Source organism: Massilia phyllosphaerae (assembly GCF_034659755.1).
GTDB lineage: Bacteria > Pseudomonadota > Gammaproteobacteria > Burkholderiales > Burkholderiaceae_D > Telluria > Telluria phyllosphaerae.
Map to the genome: position 1 here is coordinate 1,425,843 of NZ_JAXSQX010000001.1, position 16,983 is coordinate 1,442,825.

Here is a 16,983-nt window from a genome sequence, read left to right on the forward strand (position 1 = left end):
CGGGAGTGCAAATGGCCGGCGTGCGCGGCGCCGGCCCGGTTTCCGTCCTGCGTCCAGGCCCGCGTTCAGCCCTGGCGCGAGACCGGTTTTACGCGCGAGGCCGCTTCCAGGGCGCGCTGGCGCGCCGTATCGACGTCGACCGCCGTCGCCAGCGCCACGCCCATGCGGCGCCGCGCGAAGGATTCCGGCTTGCCGAACAGGCGGATGTCCGATTCCGGCACCTGCAGGGCCTCGGCCACGCCCTCGAAGGCGATGCCGGCTTGTTCCAGCCCGCCGTAGATCACGGCCGATGCTCCCGATGCGCGTAGCAGCGGATTCACCGGCAGGCCGAGGATGGCCTTGGCATGCAGCTCGAATTCGCTCTGCACCTGGGTGGCCATGGTGACCATGCCGGTATCGTGCGGACGCGGGCTGACTTCCGAGAACCACACCATATCGCCTTTCACGAACAGTTCGACCCCGAACACGCCGCGTCCGCCCAGGTTGGCGGTGACCTTGGCGGCGATGTCGCGCGCATTGTCCAGCGCGCGCGGGCTCATCGGCTGCGGCTGCCACGATTCGACGTAGTCGCCCTGCACCTGCTTGTGGCCGATCGGTTCGCAGAACACGGTCTCGATCTCGCCCGCGCTGCCGTTGGCGCGCACGGTCAGCAGCGTGATTTCGTAGTCGAAGTCGATGAAACCCTCGACGATCACGCGGCCGGCATCGACACGGCCGCCGGCGGCCGCGTAATTCCAGGCGTTCTCGACGTCCGCGGCGCTGTCCAGCTTGGACTGGCCCTTGCCCGAAGACGACATCACCGGCTTCACCACGCACGGAAAACCGATCTCGGCGCAGGCCGCCCGCAGCTCGGCGAGGCTGGACGCGAAGCGGTAGGGCGAAGTCGCCAGGCCCAGCTCTTCCGCGGCCAGGCGGCGGATGCCTTCGCGGTTCATGGTCAGCAGCGCCGCGCGCGCGGTCGGGATGCAGGTGATGGTGCCTGCGGCTTCCAGTTCGGCCAGCTTGGCGGTGGCGATCGCCTCGATCTCGGGCACGACCAGGTCGGGCTGCTCCTGCGCGATCAGCGCGGCCAGCGCCTCGCCGTCGGTCATGTCGACCACGTGGGCGCGGTGCGCGACCTGGTGGCCGGGCGCATTCGGATAGCGGTCGACCGCGATGGTCTCCACGCCGAGGCGCTGCAGGGCGATGATGACTTCCTTGCCGAGCTCGCCGGAACCGAGGAGCATGACCTTGGTGGCGGACGGGGAGAGCGGGGTGCCGAGGGTGCGGGGTGTGTTCATGAAAGTGAGGGCTGTGCTGAGAGAGAATGGGCGACTATAGCAAACCGCCGGCTGGCGTGCTGATTGGCGCATTATCAGACCATGAACGACGCAGCGCACACGTTTCCATAAAAAACTATTGCCAGAACGTCTCGGGCGGTTATAATGCGGCCTCAATTCCCTGATAGCTCAGTCGGTAGAGCGACGGACTGTTAATCCGCAGGTCCCTGGTTCGAGTCCAGGTCGGGGAGCCAGAATTCAGTACCAATAAGCAGCAGTAAAACAGCAAAAGCCCGCTTCAGTGAAGCGGGCTTTTTCGTTTCGGGAGCCTAAGAATGCCTGCATACCCAGCCATGCTGTCCGATCGCGACGCCCGCCGCATCGCCCGCTACGCCGCCGACGCCGATACGGCCGGCTGGCTGCACCCGGTCCAGCAGGCGCTGCTGCACCGGCGCGGCTGGCTGCGCATGCTGGCGCCGCGCGCGCTCGGTGGCGCCGAACTGGCGCTGCCGGCGGTGGTGCGGCTGGAGGAAAGCATCGCCGCCATCGACGGCAGCATGGGCTGGACGCTCACCCTGTGCGCCGGCGCCGGCTGGTTCGCCGGCTTCCTGCCGCCCGCCCTGGCGCGCGACGTCCTGGCGACGAAACACGTCTGCCTGGCCGGCAGCGGCGCGCCAACCGGCTACGCCGACGCCGACGGCGAGGGCTACCGCATCGACGGCCATTGGGACTACGCCAGCGGCGCGCCGATGGCCACCCACTTCACCTTCAACGCCATCCTGCGCGAGCACGGCCAGCCGCTGCTCGACGGCGCCGGCCAGCCGCGTATCAAAGCCTTCGTGGTGCCGGCCGCGCTGGTGGAGGTGGTGCCGAACTGGCGCAGCATCGGCCTGCGTGCCACCGCCTCGCACGGGTATCGGGTGCGCGGCCAGTGGATCCATCGCGACCACGGCTTCGACATCGATCCCGACCGGGCCTGGGAACAGGGGCCGCTGTACCGTTTTCCCTTCCTTGCCTTTGCCTTCGTCACCCTGGGCGCCAACGTGGCCGGCATGGCGGGCCATTTCATCGACCTGGCGGAGGCCTGCCTGCGCCATCGCCGCAATCGCTTCGGTGAGGGCGAGTCGCTGATCGAGGTGCCGGCGGTGCAGGCGGTGCTGGTCGAATGTCGTGCCCGCTTCGACGCGGCGCGCAGCCGTTTCTACGCACGGCTCGACGCCAGCTGGGAAGGCGTGCTGGCCGAGGGCAGGGTGGCGCCAGCCGACGCCGCCGAACTGCAGGCCTTGTCGATGGCCTGGGTGGCTGCGTCGCGCCATGCGGTCGACACGCTGTACCCTTATTGCGGGCTGTATGCGGCGCGCGACGACAGCCCGATCAACCGCGTCTGGCGCGACTTCCATACGGCGTCCCAGCACGCCTTGTTGATGCCGCACGCTTGATTTAATGCAAGGCTGGTCAAATCGCAACTCAGCCGTTATAATTCGAGCCTCAATTCCCTGATAGCTCAGTCGGTAGAGCGACGGACTGTTAATCCGCAGGTCCCTGGTTCGAGTCCAGGTCGGGGAGCCAGAATTTAGCAGTAAATAGCAAAAAGCCCGCTTCGCAAGAAGCGGGCTTTTTGTTTTGCCTTTGCTCTTTCTTATTTTCCCTTTGCTCTTTTTTATTTTGCCTTTGCTCTTTTGTGCGGCCGGCCCAGCGCCGCGATTGTTGCGCCTTTGTTTCCACGCCCGCAGAGATAGTCCCGGCTTTTTATAATAGGTCCTTTCGCATCCGGGTCGACCCATGCAGCAACCAGCCAATACCGCCGGCGCCGGGCAGGACGCCACGCAAGCCATCCAGGCGCGCGACGGACTCCCTCCGAACGAACGCATCTGGGCCATCGTCGCCCTGTCCCTGGGCGTCGGCATGTCCTCGCTCGACACCGCCATCGCCAACACCGCGCTGCCGGCCATGGCCGCGCAACTGCACGCCACGCCGGCCGATTCGGTCTGGATCGTGAATGCCTACCAGCTGGCGATGGTGGCGACGCTGCTGCCGATCGCGGCGCTCGGCGAGACCGTCGGCTACCGCCGCGTGTACGTTGCCGGCATGGCGCTGTTCACGCTAGCTTCGCTCGGCTGCGCGCTCGCCTGGTCGCTGCCGGCGCTGATTGTGGCGCGCCTGTTCCAGGGCCTGGGCGCGGCCGCGCTGATGGGCGTGAACACGGCGCTGCTGCGCACCGTCTATCCGGCCAAGCTGCACGGGCGCGGCTTCGGCAACAATGCGCTGGTGGTGGCGATCGGCTTCGCCCTCGGCCCGAGCCTGGCTTCGCTGATCCTGGCGGTGTCCTCGTGGGAGTGGCTGTTCGGGATCAACGTCATTCCCGGCATCGCCGCCTTCTTCATCGCGCGCCGGGCGTTGCCGGAATCGCCGCGCTCGAGCCACCGCGTCGACGGCATTGCCGGCATCTTCAACGTGATCGCCTTCAGCATGGCGGTGCTGGCGCTGGGCGATGCGGCGCACCGCGTCGGCCTGCGCACGCTGCTGCCGGAAACCTTCATTGCGCTGCTGTTCTTCGTGCTGCTGGTGCGGCGCCAGAAGGGGCATCCGGCGCCGCTGCTGCCGGTCGACCTGTTCCGGCGTCCGCTGTTCTCGCTGTCGGTCATGACCTCGATCTGCACCTTCGCGGCGCAGGCGCTGGCCTTCGTCTCGCTGCCGTTCTATTTCGAGAGCGCGCTGGGGCGCTCGCCGATCGAGACCGGCTTCCTGATGACGCCGTGGCCGGTGATGGTGGGCGTGATGGCCCCGGTGGCAGGGCGCCTGAGCGACCGCTATTCGCCGGGCCTGCTCGGCGGCCTGGGGCTACTGATCCTCGGCGTCGGCCTGGTGGCGCTGCTGGGCATGCCGCGCGATCCGTCGGCGCTCGACATCGGCTGGCGCATGGCGCTGTGCGGCGTCGGTTTCGGCTTCTTCCAGGCCCCCAACCTGAAGGCGATCATGGGCAGCGCGCCACCGCAGCGCGCCGGCAGCGCCAGCGGCATGGTCGCCACCGCGCGCCTGATCGGACAATCGACGGGCGCCGCGCTGGTCGCCTTCTGCCTGACGATTTCCATCGGACGCGGCAGCTGGTATGCGCTCGGCCTGGCCGCCGCCTTTGCCTTTGTCGCCAGCGTGGCCAGTTTCTCGCGCCTGGTGGTCGCGGCGCCGGCGCGCTGAGGATCGGCTGGGGCGCCGACCGGGCGGACGGGTCTTTAAATGGTGGCGCGCGCCTCGATATGGGGAACATGGCGCGCCACCTTTACATTCCCGAACTGCACGACGCTCCCGTCGTCGAAGCCCTGTGTCCACTCTGTGGACGCCCGCTGGGCAGCGAGAACATCGACCGCCACCACCTGATTCCGAAATCGCTGAAGGGCAGGGAGCAATTCCCGATCCATAAGATCTGCCACCGCAAGATCCACGCGACGTTTTCGGAGCGCGAACTGCTGCATGCCTATCACACCTGGGATGCGCTGAAGGACAATGCCGACATCGCCGCCTTCATCGAATGGGTGGCGAATAAACCGTCTGGCTTTTATACCCGTACCTTTACCTCCAACAAGAAAAAATATCGTTAGCACGGGTAGCAAATAACCAATATCGGCATTTTTTGATATGGTTTGTCATAAAAATAGCGTGTTTACATGGTTATTTACCAAGATTTTCATCGGTTTTTTGATTTCGAGGCAAAGAATACCGACGCATGGAGGGCAAGCTTGATGTTAAAATCAACCCTTACCATTTTGCAATTTCAGGATATTTAGATATCGATCTTGTCACAGGTGCAATGAATCAACACGAAACCGGGTCCTGCTCGATCCTCCTCATCGACGACGAGTCTTTTGCTGAAGACATCATTTCGCATGGTTTGAAAGGTTGTGTGGCGCATACCCTGCGCTACACCAGCCAGGCGTCGATGGCCGTCGAACTGGCCAAGGAAATCGCTGCCACCGTGGTGCTGGTCGACCTGCGCATGCCGGAAATCGATGGCTTCGAAGTCACGCGCCGCCTGCGTGCCGACAAGGACACCGAAGGCGTCCCGGTCATCATGCTGTCGTCGGAAGAGGACGCCGACATCAAGGCCAAGGCCTTTGCCGCGGGCGCCAACGACTACCTCGTCAAATGGCCTGATCCGCGCGAGCTGGTGGCGCGCGTGCGCTACCACAACGATGCCTATATCGCACGGCGCCAGCGCGACGCGGCCTTCGTGTCGCTGCGGCGCAGCCAGGAACAGCTCGAAGCCAGCCAGTCGGCGCTGCAGCAGGCGCAGAAGATGGAAGCGATCGGCCAGCTCACCGGCGGCGTCGCGCACGACTTCAACAACGTGCTGCAGATCGTCGGCGGCAACCTGCAGCTGTTGAAACTCATCGGCGACCTGAACGATGCCGGGCGCGCCCGCGTCGACATGGCGCTGGCCGGCGTCGAGCGCGGCGCCAAGCTGTCGTCGCACCTGCTGGCCTTCGCACGGCGCCAGCCGCTGCAGGAGGTGGTGGTCAATCCCGGCCACCTGCTGCGCGAGATGGACGAGATGATGCGCCGCGTGCTGGGGCCGCGCGCGCGCGTGGTCACCGAGATCGACCACAGCCTGGGCAGCACGCTGGTCGACCCGCACCAGCTGCACAACGTGCTGCTAAACCTGGCCATCAATGCGCGCGACGCCATGGCCGGCAGCGGTACCCTGACCATCCGCGCTACCAACGTCGAGCCGGACTCGCTGAGCGCCAGCGAGGTGCTGTCCGGCCGCTACGTCCTGATCGAAGTGGCCGACACCGGCGGCGGCATGCCGCCCGAGGTGCTGGCGCGCGCCTTCGAACCCTTCTTCACCACCAAGCCGACCGGGCAGGGCACCGGACTCGGTCTGTCGATGGCCTACGGCTTCGTCAAGCAGTCGGGCGGCGAGATCGTGCTCAAGAGTGCGCCGGGCAAGGGCACCAGCGTGCGCATCTACCTGCCGCGCAGCGACGCCGAAGCGGCGCAGCCGGAAGCGATCGCCGACGGGCCGCTGCTGGGCGGCCTGGAAACCATCCTGGTGGTGGAAGACGAGGAAGACGTGCGCAGCACCACCTGCGCCATCCTGTCCGCGCTCGGCTACCGCGTGCTGGAAGCGCCCGACGCGGCTGCCGCGATGGCGATCGTGGAGAGCGGCCAGGCGATCGACCTGGTGTTCACCGACGTGATCATGCCGGGGCCGGTCAGCAGCCTGCAGCTGGCCGAAGCGGTGCGCGACCGGCTGCCGCTGGCGGAAATCCTGTACACATCGGGGTATGCCGAAGGCGTGCTGGCGCACGAAGGCAAGCTGGAAGCGACGGTCAACCTGTTGCAGAAACCGTATCATCCGGACGCGCTCAGCGCCCGGATCCGCCACCTGTTGCGGCGCCGGCATCAGAAGCCTGCGTTGAGCGGGACTGCCTGATCGGGAGAGCAGTTGGTTTGCCGGCGTTACGCGTGGTCGGCGTTACGGCGCCGTTTTTCACACGCGACGGTACAGCCGCGCCACCCTACTTGCTCGGTTTGACGTAGCGCTGCGAGCCTGGCGGCGGTTCGTTCAGCACGGCCCAGAAGATGCCGAGATCCGAGATCGCGCGCACGAATTCGGTAAAATCGACCGGCTTGACCACATAGGCGTTCACGCCCAGCTCGTAGCTGCGGATCAAGTCCTGTTCTTCCTTCGACGACGTCAGCATCACCACCGGCAGCGGCTTCAGGCCGTCGGTATCGCGGATGTCTTTCAGGACTTCGAGGCCGTCGACCTTGGGCAGCTTGAGGTCGAGCAGCACCACCGCCGGGTTGCCGGCGGCACGTTCGGCGTGGTCGCCGCGGCGGTGCAGGTAGTCGAGCGCTTCGGCACCGTCGCGCACGACGATGACCTGGTTGGCGAGCTGGCTCTTCGACAGTGCGATCAGCGTCAGCTCGAGGTCGTTGGGATTGTCTTCGACCAGAAGGATGGGCTTGAGCATGCGTTCTTTCTAATCCTGGATAATTAGGTATTGGTATTGGTATTGGTATTGGTATTCGTGTTCGGTTTCGGAAGCGCGAACGAGAAGGTCGCGCTTTCCCCGAGCGTGGAGTTGGCCCATACGCGGCCGTTGTGGCGCTCGACGATGCGGCGCACGTTGGCCAGGCCGATGCCGGTGCCCTGGAAGTCTTCCATGCGGTGCAGGCGCTGGAAGACACCGAACAGCTTGTGCACGTAATCCATGTTGAAGCCGGCGCCGTTGTCGGCGACGTGGAATACCGTCTCATGCGGATGGTCTTCGGCGGTTACCCGGATCACGGCCGGATCGCGCTGGCTGGTGAACTTCACGGCATTCGACAGCAGGTTGAACATGGCCAGGTGCAGGAAGGTCGGGTCGGCCTCGACCTTGGGCAGGTCGGCCACGTCCCATTCGATGTTGCGGCCGCGCGTTTCCGTGGACAGCTTGTCGACGCAGGCACCGACCAGATCGTTCATGTCGACCGTGGTCGGGCGCAGCGCCGCGCGGCCCATCTGCGAGAACGACAGCAGGTCGTCGACCAGCTTGCCGGCCAGGCGCGCCGCTTCCTTGATGTTCTTCAGGAAGCGCTGGCGCATCTGGGCGTCTTCGCTGCCGCTCGATTCGATCAGGAGGTCGGCGAAGCCGACGATGTGGCGCAGCGGCGCGCGCAGGTCGTGCGACACCGAATACGAGAACGCTTCCAGTTCCTTGTTGGAACGCGTCAGTTCCCCGGCCAGCGCCGCCATCTGTTCGGCGCGCTCGAGCGCGAGGCCGAGCAGGGCGGTGCGGAATTCCAGCGTCAGCTCGATCTCGCCGGCGTGCCACGGCAGGCTGGTGCCGTGGATGGTTTCGCGCCAGGCGGCGAAGCTGGTGCGCGGCGACAGGTTCAGGGTGACGCCGGCGGCGGCGGCCTGCACGATCTTGTCGTGCGGGTTGCCGGCCCATTCGATGGTGCGCACGTACTCCGGGCGGAACCACAGCAGGTAGTGCTTGTGGATGCGCGAGATCGGCACCGCCAGCAGGCCGCTGGCATTGCGGATGATGCGTCCGCCGAGCGGATACACCGACGACAGGTTATCGCTGTGGAAGACGTCGCCGTGGTCGTGCTGGGTGAGCCAGTCGACCAGGTCCTGGATGTCGTCCTGTTCCGGAGTGTCGCCGAAGGTCAGGATGCGTTCGTCGACCACCACCGCGACCCCAGTGGCGCGCGCGAAGCGCAGCAGCTCGGGGAACACGTTCGACAGGTTCTCGATGAAGTCGCTGCCCTGGGTCAGGCCGGCGAGGGTCGACACCATCGTGCGCCGCACGTCGAGGCGGAACTGGAGGTCGGCGGCGTCCTCGCGCGACTCGATGCACAGCGCCAGGATCTCGCTCAGCTGCTCGCAGGCGGTGCGCTTGTCGAAGCCGACCGCCTTGGCATCCTCGTTGTGGCAGGAGATCAGTCCCCACAGTTCGCCCTTGACCATCAGCGACACCGACATCGACGCCATCGTGTGCATGTTGCGCATGTATTGCAGGTGCACCGGGGACACGCTGCGCAGCGTGGCGAAGGACAGGTCGTTGGGCTTGCCGGTGGCCGGATTCAGCGCCGGCACCAGCGGCGCCGGCTGGTAGTTGGCGTCCTGGATCAGGCGGATGCGCGACTGCTTGTACATCCGGCGCGCCTGGGCCGGGATGTCCGACGCCGGGAAGTGCTGGCCCATGTAGGAGGCATAGTCGTCCTGCTTGGCTTCCGCCATCACGTGGCCATGGCCGTCGCCATCGAACTTGTACACGATCACGCGCCCGAAACCGGTGACCGAGCGGACATGATGGCAGGCCCGTTCGGCCAGCGCCTCGATGCTGACGGCCTCGTTCACCTTCAGCAGGAAGTCGCCGATCAGCGAATACAGCTGGCGGAAGTCGGCCGCGCCGGGACGGTCGACCGGCTCGCACTCGAGGACGGTCACGCCGTCCCACTTGTGGGCCAGCGCGTCGAAGTGGCGGCCATTGCCGGTCGTGATCGTGCCCACGTAATACGGACGCGGACCGAGCGCGGCCGCCAGCTCCGGCGCCAGCACCAGCGCGGCCGCTTCGCCGACGACCTCGGCCAGCGGACGGCCGATCGCCTCGCGCAGGCCGCAGCCGGTCCAGTCGCCCAGGTTGGCGCTGGCCTGGAGCACCTCGAGGTTGTCGGACAGGGTCAGCAGGAAGCCATGCGGCTGGATGCTGCCGGGCATGTGAATCGGCTCCCTGTCACAAGTCGACAGGTCGATGGCAGGGGCGGCGGAAACCGGAGTCATGTGGTCTGTGCAGGGATGCTGGCGGTGGATTGCAAGGTCGCTATTTTACAATGAAACACGCTTTCATCGGCCGGGAAGGCGTCCGCTGGTCGACTTGAGTATGCGGAAATATTGCAACATTTTAAAATAACATTGGCCTGGTTTCGATAATTTTTATTCGAAGAAGGCAGCCATTTCTATTTAAAACGACAAAACTGAGCATGGCAAGCCGAACGGGCCTAGTCTTGTTTTTATGATAATCTGGCTTGTACCAATGAAGTCGCAGCCCTTGCCGCAACTGTTTATGAGCATCTCGACGAGTTCGACAAGCCGCAGCGGACGCCCGGCGCGGTTGGTGCAGGTGTATCATGCGCTCGATTTGTATAAATATTGTCACTGTAACAAGAACCGCAGTACGCCATGAATGACCAGACCCAGCCCAAGAAATCCTTTCCGGAAGAGCGGCGTTACCAATACCTGATCTCCGGAATCAGGGATTACGCCATCTACATGCTCGATCCGAGCGGGCATGTCAGCAGCTGGAATGCCGGCGCCAACCGCTTCAAGGGTTATCTGGCGGAGGAGATCCTCGGCCAGCATTTCTCGCGTTTCTACACCCCTGAAGACCGGGCAACCGACCTGCCCAGGCGCGCCCTCGAGACCGCGCTCGCGCAGGGCAAGTGCGAAGCCGAAGGCTGGCGCGTGCGCAAGGACGGTTCGCGCTTCTGGGCCCACGTCGTGATCGACCCGATCTACAACGAGGAAGGCACGCTGCTGGGCTTCGCCAAGGTGACGCGCGACGTCACCGAGCGCAAGCAGGCGGAAGAGGCATTGCGTGAGAGCGAACAGCGCTTCCGCCTGCTGGTGCAGGGAGTGACCGATTACGCCCTGTACATGCTGTCGCCGGAAGGCGTGGTCACCAACTGGAATTCCGGCGCGGAGCGGATCAAGGGCTATAGCGAGAGCGAGATCGTCGGCAATCATTTCTCGCATTTCTATACCGAGGAAGACCGGATCGCCGGCGTGCCGGTGCGGGCGCTGTCGACGGCGGCCGGGACCGGCCGCTTCGAGGCGGAGGGCTGGCGCGTGCGCAAGGATGGCTCACGCTTCTGGGCTCACGTGATCATCGACGCGATCCACGACGACGGGGGCAGGCTGGTCGGCTTTGCCAAGATCACGCGCGACCTCACCGAAAAGAAAAAGGCGGCCGAGGCGCTGGAAGCCGCCAACGTGGCACTGTTCCAGGCCCAGAAGATGGAATCGATCGGCCAGCTCACCGGCGGCGTGGCGCATGACTTCAACAACCTGCTGTCGGTGCTGTCGAGCGGTCTGGAAGTGCTGTCGATGCAGCGCAAGGACGGCAGGGACGGCAGCCCGAGCGGCGCCGACGTGCGCACCCTGGAAAGCATGCGCCGCGCGATCGACCGCGGAGCCCGCCTGACCCAGCAGTTGCTGGCCTTCGCGCGCCAGCAGCCGCTGCAGGCGGAAACGCGCAACCTGAACCGCATCATCCACGGCTTCGAGACCGTGCTGCGGCGCGCCGTCAATCCGAACATCGAGTTCGTCATCGAGCTCGACCCCAAGGAGCACAGCGCCGTGATCGACAGTGCGCGCTTCGAATCGGCGCTGCTGAACCTGGTCGTGAATGCGCGCGACGCCATGCCCGAGGGCGGACGCCTCGCCATTGCCACCGCCAACGCGAGCGTCGCGGCGGATGGCGCCACGCCGGAAACGGCGGCCCTGGCGCCGGGCGAGTACGTGAAAGTGACGGTGCGCGATACCGGCACCGGCATGCCGCCCGAGGTGGTGGCGCGCGCCTTCGAACCCTTCTTCACGACCAAGGAAGTCGGCAAGGGCACCGGTTTGGGGCTGTCGCAGGTGTACGGTTTCATCAAGCAGTCCGGCGGCGATGTCGTCATCGCCAGCCGCCCGGGCGAAGGCACCGCGATCTCGATCTACCTGCCGGCCGTGGTCGAGACCGCGGCCGAGGGTGAGGACGCCCATACCGAGCGCGTGCTGATCGTCGAGGACGAACCCGACCTGATGGACGTCGCCGCCTCGCTGTTCACCAGCATGGGCTACGACGTGGTGACAGCCGCCAGCGGCCGCGAGGCGATCGACCTGCTCGAGCGCCAGGATGTCGACATCCTGTTCACCGACGTCGTCATGCCGAATGGAATGAACGGCATCGAGCTGGCCAGCTATACGCGCGAGCACTATCCCAAGACCAAGATCATGCTGGCGTCCGGCTACCCGCTGCCGGCGCTGAAGCAGCGGCACGGCAAGGACTTGAGCGAGTTTGCGTTCGTCAACAAGCCGTATCGCTTGTCGGATCTGGCGCGTACCCTACGTTCCGCCATGTAATGTAGGGTGGACGGCTCCGCCGTCCGCGCGTTCATCGTACGCATGCGCCGCCTGAACGCGTGGACGGGAAACCCGTCCACCCTACACAATGTGATCATTCCAGTCCGAAAATGATGTCGCTGATGCGCTCGTAGACCGGGTCCGCCGACGGCCCGCCGTTCGGCCAGTTCAGGATATCGAAATGGTCGAAGCCGCGCTGGTTGCCGAGGAAGTTCCAGCTGCCGCGCACCGCCGTGCCGTCGTAGTCGCGCACCGGCTGTCCGTTCGGCGCGCGCATGCTGATCGTGTTGACCACGCCGTCGTTGGCGAACCATTCGCTGTCGATGCGCACCCGGTCGGTGGCCGACTGGGTGTACGAGCCGATGCCGCGCTGGGCCAGCGAGGGCACGATCCATTCCCCCGCAAAGTATTTGTAGTACTGGAACATGTCGGCGCGCGGGTACTGGAAATTGCTGCTCTGGATCGGCGCCACAGTGCGGTCGGTGCCGTTGCAGCACCAGGCGCCGCGCTCGGTGGCCACCGTACCCACGGAAAAATAATACACGCCGGGCGAGGTCAGGGCCCAGCGGTTGAATTCGCGTGCGCCGTCCGGCGACAGTTCCCAGGAGGTCAGCTTGCTGTCGAGGTAGTCGCGCAGCGGGCTGCGCAGTTGCGGCAGGATGTCGAGCACGGCGTCGCGCAGCGTGGTGCCGTTGTGTGGCGTCGACAGCGTCACCACGCTGCGCACCCAGCCGAGGTTGCCGCCCTTGTACAGCTCGCTGCCGCCTTCGTCGCCGTAGGGGGAGCCGTGCTCGAGCAGCTGGATCAGGGCGCGGATGGTGGTGCCGCCCTGGCTGTGGCCGATGAGGTGGAGCGGGTGCGCGGCATCCCATTGCGGGTAGAGCGCGAGCGGGTAGTCGTTCGGGTTGTTCTTCGGATCGGCGGCCCAGCACTTGTCCGGCGGCTTTTGCGGTTGGCCGGGGTAGCCGTAGCGCGCCACGTGGATGGCGCCGTAGTCGGTGCAGCCGCCCTTGATCTGGGCATACAGCTCGGCCGCGTCATCCCAGTTGGAACCGATGGCGGCGACGCCGGCCGCGTACACCGCGTGCGGGCCGTGGTACAGCTGCATGTGGGCGGCGATGTTGTTGTAGCCGCCCCAATACAGGAAACCGCTGCCGGGATAGCTGTCCGGCCCGAAGCCGAGAAAGCCGTGGACCAGCACCACGGGGTAATTGTTGGCGGCGAGGGCGGGTACGGCCGGCAGCAGGGCGCCGAGCGCCAGCACGCACGAGACCAGCGAAGAGGACAACAAGCGCGGCAATGCACGCAGTACCGGGCGCAGCATGTGAGTCTCCAGCGATGGAAAGGACATCACATTGTCGGTTTGGTATCTGGCACCGGGTTTGTGCTAGCTCTTGAAGCCGGCAGGTGGCGGGCTAAAAAATGTTGCTGCGCACCATTTGCGCCACGCCACTGAAGCGCGCCTCAATTCGTCAGCGCCACCGTTCCGCCCAGCGAGGGGCTGCCACCGCCACCGGTCACTGCCGGCGCCGGCGCCGGCGTGTTCGAGGCGGTCACGGCCGCCTTCTCGGCCAGGTCCGGATTCCACACGACGTGCTGGTCCACCGAATACAGGCGGCACGGCTGGTCGCTCTTGGCCGAGCAGGCCGCCAGCGCACGCGCTTCCGGGTCTTCGCCTTCCTCGGCCCAGCACCAGCCGCCGGTGGGCGAGATGGCGAAGGCGCGCGGCGTCATCTTGGTCAGGTATTCCTGGTAGGCACGCTTGCCGTTTTCGCTCAGGAAAGGAACCGCTTCGACATTCTCGATGGTGGCAAAATTGGTCGGCTGCGGCACCGGCGGTTCCGGCACCTTGTACAGGACCTGGGTCGGCATGCCGACCTTGTCTAGGAAGGCCATGGTGTCCTTCAGCCAGACTTTTTCGCCGTCGCGGCTGGCCAGCATGCCGTGCGAATCGCGCTTGAAGGGCGCGTATTCGACCAGCTGGGCGCGGCCGCCGGCCTGCTCGAAGGCGTCGTGCATGCGCGCCACCAGGTCCGGGCCGAACAGGGAGTCGTTCTGGCCGTACATCCACAGGCTCGGCAGCTTGTTCTGGGAGCCGTACTCGGCAAACGCCGCCACCAGCGACGAGCGCCAGCCGCAGCCGTTGCTGTCGTCGCGCAGGCCGCCGGCAAAATTGATCAGGCCGCGTACGCCCTGCAGGTCCTGGGTACCGAGCGCCATCGTCGCCAGGCCGCCATAGGACTGGCCGGCCACCACCATGCGGTCGGCGTCGATCCACTTCTGGCTGCGGGCAAAGTCGAGGGTGTCCTGGATGTCCTCGGCCTGGGCGTAGCCGTTGGCCGTCATGTCGCAGCCGTGGTCCTGGTAGCGCCCGGTCGAGTTGGCGAAGCCCTGGCGCATCGGCACCATCACGGCGTAGCCGCGCTCCACGAAGGCGTGCGCCATGTGATAGAAGCGGTCGCGCGGCTGCATGTTCGGATGGCCCGGGTCCTTGCCGTGGTTGATGATGATCAGCGGGAAGGGACCCTGTCCATTCGGCTGGAACACCGTCGTTTCCAGGCGTGCCTGATGATTCTTGCCAGCCGGGATCAGCACGATGTGTTCGTTGATCCGATAGTCGAGTTGCAGCTCCTGCTCGATGGCCAGGCCCGGCAGCATCCCCAGGCAGACAATCAATGCGGACGTAAGTTTGCGAACAGAAGGACGTGCTCTAAACATGGAAACTCTGGAACCTCAGTGTCGACAGGCCCCTCTGAAAATATCCCGGAGGGAACTGATTGCTTAGCGGAATAAATTGATTCTAAGCACTGTGATTTTTCAGAGCAATATCCGATTAACCAATTCTCGAATTAAATCTACGCGTGTGGCCACATTTGCCAGAAGAGGCAGATAATCCGTACAGCTAACGATTGGATGACCCATGGTTCCTGTCGACGAACGCTTCACGCAGGCGCTGCAAGGTGGCGCACGCGCCTGGCGCGCCGCCCTCGAGCGCTACCTGAAGTCCTGCGGCATCACGCCGGCAGGATGGAATGCGGTGTCCGCGGTGGCGGGGGCCGCGACCGCGCCATCGCAGCGGCAACTCGCCGAGCAGCTGGGCGTGGACGGCGCGACCCTGGTCGCCACCATCGACCGCCTGGTGGCTGGCGGGCTGGCCGAGCGCATGCCGAGCCCGCACGACCGCCGCGTCAAGCTGGTGGTGCTCACCGGGGAGGGCAGGGCGCTGGCGGCCAAGGTCGGCGAGCAGGCAGCGCTGCTGCGCCAGTCGATCGCGGCGCGCATCGATGCCGCCCGCATGGCAATGGCATCCGAGGTACTGGAAGAGCTGCAACAGGTCCTGGAAGGCGCATGAGCGACAACGTTGACAAATACGCTCCACGCGAGTGGCATCCCGACGAACGCCCGACCATGCCGGGTGGCCCGTCCTTCCCCGCCCATTCGAACCCGCGCCGCCTGGCCTTCTTCCTGGTCGGCACCCTGGTCACCCTGACCGGCGGCCTCGGCAACGCGCTGGTGACGGTCAACCTGGTCAACCTGCAGGGCACGCTGGGCGCATTCTCGACCGAGGTCAACTGGCTGCCGGCCGCCTACGTCATGACCAACGTGTCGATGAACCTGCTGCTGGTGAAATTCCGCCAGCAGTTCGGCCTGCGCGCGTTTACCGAAGCCTTCCTGATGCTGTACGCGCTGGTGACCTTCGCCCACCTGTTCGTCAACGACCTCGGCTCGGCGATCGCGGTGCGCGCCGCCCACGGCATGGTCGGGGCGGCGCTGTCCACGCTCGGCCTGTACTACACGCTGCAAGCCTTTACCAAGGCGTGGCGGCCGCGCGGCATCATCATCTCGACCGGCGTCTCGCAGCTGGCGCAGCCGATCGCCTACCTGTTCTCGAGCCGCCTGCTGGCGCTGGCCGAATGGCGCGGCCTGTACCTGTTCGAGCTGGGCCTGACCCTGGTCACGCTGGGCGCGGTGCTGTGGCTCAAGCTGCCGCCGGGCGACCGCTTCAAGGCCTTCCGCCCGACCGACTTCGTCACCTTCGCGCTGTTCGCGCCGGGCATGGCGCTGCTGTGCGCCGCGCTCACTTTCGGGCGCGTGCTGTGGTGGACCTCGGCACCCTGGGTCGGCGTGGCGCTGGCGGCGGCGATCGTGCTGATCGTGGCCTCGATCGCCGTCGAGCACAACCGCAAGAATCCCCTGCTCAACCTGCGGTGGCTGACCAACGGCATGATCGCGCGCGTGTTCATCGCCATGGTGCTGGTGCGCGTGGTGCTGTCCGAGCAGAGCGTGGGCGCGGTCGGCTTCCTGCGCCTGGTGGGCCTGAACAACGACCAGCTGACGTCCCTGTTCGCGGTGGTGCTGCTGAGTACCATCGCCGGTATCGTGTTCTCGGCGCTGACTTTCAATCCGGCGCGCTTGATGGCGCCGCAGGTGGTGGCGCTCCTGATCATGGCCGGCGGCGCGTGGATCGATTCGCACGCCACCAGCGTGACGCGCCCCGAGGAGATGTACGTCAGCCAGGGCCTGCTCGCCTTTGGCGGCGTGATGTTCCTGGGGCCGCTGCTGCTGACGCTGATGGGCTCGGTGATTACCAACCCCGGCAACCTGATCACCTTTTCGGTGCTGTTCGGCCTGACCCAGAACCTGGGCGGCCTGCTCGGCTCCTCGGTACTCGGCACCTGGCAGATATCGCGCGAAAAATTCCACTCCTCGCAGCTGGCCGACGCGCTGAGCAGCCTCGATCCACTGGTGGCCGCGCGCATCCAGCAGTATGGCGCCGCCTACGGCCGCGTGCTGACCGACCCGGCGTCGCGCACGCGCCAGGGCATCGCGCTGCTGACCCAGACCCAGACGCGCGAAGCCAATATCCTGGCCTACAACGACGTGTTCCTGGCGATCGCGGTGCTGGCGACCCTGCTCGCGGCCTGGATCTTCGGCCGCGCGCTCTGGATCGACTACGTGGCGCCGAAGGCGGTGCCCGCCGCGCCGGCGCCAGCGCCCCAGGTGTCGGCACGCGATGGCGCCACCGATTCGCCGGTGTCCACTGCCGCCGGCAAGCCGCCCGAGCCGGTAGCCGATCCGACGCCGCGCTGAACCCTGCTGATATTG

Annotated in this window: 12 protein-coding genes and 2 tRNA genes; 9 read left to right on the forward strand and 5 right to left on the reverse strand. The window is 65.7% G+C overall.

The annotated features are described in order from the left end of the window. Positions 1–65: 65 nt before the first annotated feature. Positions 66–1,280, reverse strand: a complete 1,215-nt coding sequence (gene purT / locus U1H99_RS06350; RefSeq protein ID WP_323140877.1) for a formate-dependent phosphoribosylglycinamide formyltransferase — start codon at positions 1,278–1,280, stop codon at positions 66–68. A gap of 157 nt (positions 1,281–1,437) precedes the next feature. On the opposite strand from purT, the gene U1H99_RS06355 reads away from it, so the two are divergent. The 6 genes from U1H99_RS06355 to U1H99_RS06380 all read left to right on the forward strand — a co-directional run bounded on the left by U1H99_RS06355 (position 1,438) and on the right by U1H99_RS06380 (position 6,690). Continuing rightward, positions 1,438–1,513 (forward strand) — tRNA-Asn (locus tag U1H99_RS06355). Between the two features lie 81 nt (positions 1,514–1,594). Next, the gene (locus U1H99_RS06360; RefSeq protein ID WP_323140878.1) at positions 1,595–2,698 is read left to right on the forward strand and encodes an acyl-CoA dehydrogenase family protein; all 1,104 of its coding nucleotides are present in this window, start codon (positions 1,595–1,597) and stop codon (positions 2,696–2,698) included. A gap of 54 nt (positions 2,699–2,752) precedes the next feature. After that, positions 2,753–2,828, forward strand: a tRNA-Asn gene (locus U1H99_RS06365). 213 nt (positions 2,829–3,041) lie between these two features. Continuing rightward, positions 3,042–4,454: an MFS transporter gene (locus U1H99_RS06370; RefSeq protein WP_323140879.1), complete on the forward strand. Its 1,413-nt coding sequence runs from the start codon at positions 3,042–3,044 to the stop codon at positions 4,452–4,454. A 68-nt stretch (positions 4,455–4,522) separates the two neighbouring features. Beyond that, the gene (locus tag U1H99_RS06375) at positions 4,523–4,855 is read left to right on the forward strand and encodes an HNH endonuclease (RefSeq protein WP_323140880.1); all 333 of its coding nucleotides are present in this window, start codon (positions 4,523–4,525) and stop codon (positions 4,853–4,855) included. Positions 4,856–5,064: 209 nt separating this feature from the next. Next, on the forward strand, positions 5,065–6,690 hold the full coding sequence (locus U1H99_RS06380) for a response regulator (protein WP_323140881.1): 1,626 nt from the start codon (positions 5,065–5,067) through the stop codon (positions 6,688–6,690). Positions 6,691–6,775: 85 nt separating this feature from the next. Here the strand turns inward: U1H99_RS06380 and U1H99_RS06385 are convergent, their stop codons facing one another. Next, positions 6,776–7,234 (reverse strand): response regulator, encoded by a 459-nt coding sequence (locus U1H99_RS06385; protein WP_323140882.1) that lies wholly within the window; start codon positions 7,232–7,234, stop codon positions 6,776–6,778. Positions 7,235–7,257: 23 nt separating this feature from the next. Beyond that, positions 7,258–9,534, reverse strand: coding sequence for an ATP-binding protein (locus U1H99_RS06390; protein ID WP_323140883.1), 2,277 nt, complete (start codon positions 9,532–9,534; stop codon positions 7,258–7,260). Between the two features lie 399 nt (positions 9,535–9,933). Between U1H99_RS06390 and U1H99_RS06395 the strand changes: the two genes are divergently transcribed. After that, positions 9,934–11,877, forward strand: a complete 1,944-nt coding sequence (locus U1H99_RS06395; RefSeq protein ID WP_323140884.1) for a hybrid sensor histidine kinase/response regulator — start codon at positions 9,934–9,936, stop codon at positions 11,875–11,877. 94 nt (positions 11,878–11,971) lie between these two features. Here the strand turns inward: U1H99_RS06395 and U1H99_RS06400 are convergent, their stop codons facing one another. Continuing rightward, a complete protein-coding gene (locus U1H99_RS06400; RefSeq protein WP_323140885.1) occupies positions 11,972–13,201 on the reverse strand; it encodes an esterase/lipase family protein in 1,230 nt (409 codons plus the stop codon). 140 nt (positions 13,202–13,341) lie between these two features. Further along, positions 13,342–14,553 carry a dienelactone hydrolase family protein gene (locus tag U1H99_RS06405; protein ID WP_323140886.1) on the reverse strand — a complete coding sequence of 404 codons (1,212 nt, stop codon included), beginning with the start codon at positions 14,551–14,553 and terminating at the stop codon, positions 13,342–13,344. A gap of 244 nt (positions 14,554–14,797) precedes the next feature. On the opposite strand from U1H99_RS06405, the gene U1H99_RS06410 reads away from it, so the two are divergent. After that, positions 14,798–15,229, forward strand: a complete 432-nt coding sequence (locus tag U1H99_RS06410) for a MarR family winged helix-turn-helix transcriptional regulator (RefSeq protein WP_323140887.1) — start codon at positions 14,798–14,800, stop codon at positions 15,227–15,229. Beyond that, complete coding sequence (locus tag U1H99_RS06415; RefSeq protein WP_323140888.1) at positions 15,226–16,968, forward strand: MFS transporter; 1,743 nt, start codon at positions 15,226–15,228, stop codon at positions 16,966–16,968. The genes U1H99_RS06410 and U1H99_RS06415 overlap by 4 nt, the downstream gene beginning before the upstream one ends. The last annotated feature ends 15 nt before the right edge of the window (positions 16,969–16,983 follow it).